The organism is Salinimicrobium oceani (assembly GCF_012037645.1).
Genome location: NZ_JAAVJR010000277.1, coordinates 1 through 573, shown reverse-complemented (window position 1 = coordinate 573; position 573 = coordinate 1). Strand labels below are relative to the sequence as shown.

The window sequence follows — 573 nt, the reverse complement described above, 5'->3', positions numbered from 1 at the left end:
TTTCCCTAATGCCTGCCATATCTTATTTGCTTTTTCTTCAGATAGATCGGGCTGAGAGATCTTTAGAAATTTTGGCCAGCGATGACCTTCAGGATAATATTCAATGGTAAGAACAGGGAGATTTGTCTCCACATTTCCGGGATCGGGATAATCAGAGAGAATTCCAGCAAAGAAGCCTGCGAATATATTACATCCGGTTGATGTTTTATTGATCATCCCGGAACTATAATTCAACCTTTTGATCCCTTGAAGCGGAATGATCTTTTCAGTTTCGTTTACAATTCCGAATTTATAATGGAGATGGGTTGGAGAAATTAAAACTGATGAAGACCTGTTGATGGTGATAACTTCGTTTTGCATAGATATAAACGATGGTAAGGAGAGAACTATTAATTACTCAAGTGGACTTTATTCAATTTTCTTTTCGATCAAAATAAATTCTCCGTATTCAATTTTCCAATGTTCAGAAAATTCTTTGCCCTCTGAATTATGTCCAATAATAAAACGTTCGCTCAACTCCGGTACCCCGTCAATTAATTTAAAAACGTCCCTCCCGTGCTGACAACATCCATT

The 573-nt window shown here is 37.2% G+C and carries 1 protein-coding gene; it reads right to left on the bottom strand.

What is annotated here, in order from left to right:
• Nucleotides 1-360 (bottom strand): hypothetical protein (locus tag HC175_RS16710; RefSeq protein ID WP_168025771.1); only part of this gene is annotated, 360 nt, incomplete at its 3' end.
• Nucleotides 361-573: the final 213 nt, after the last annotated feature.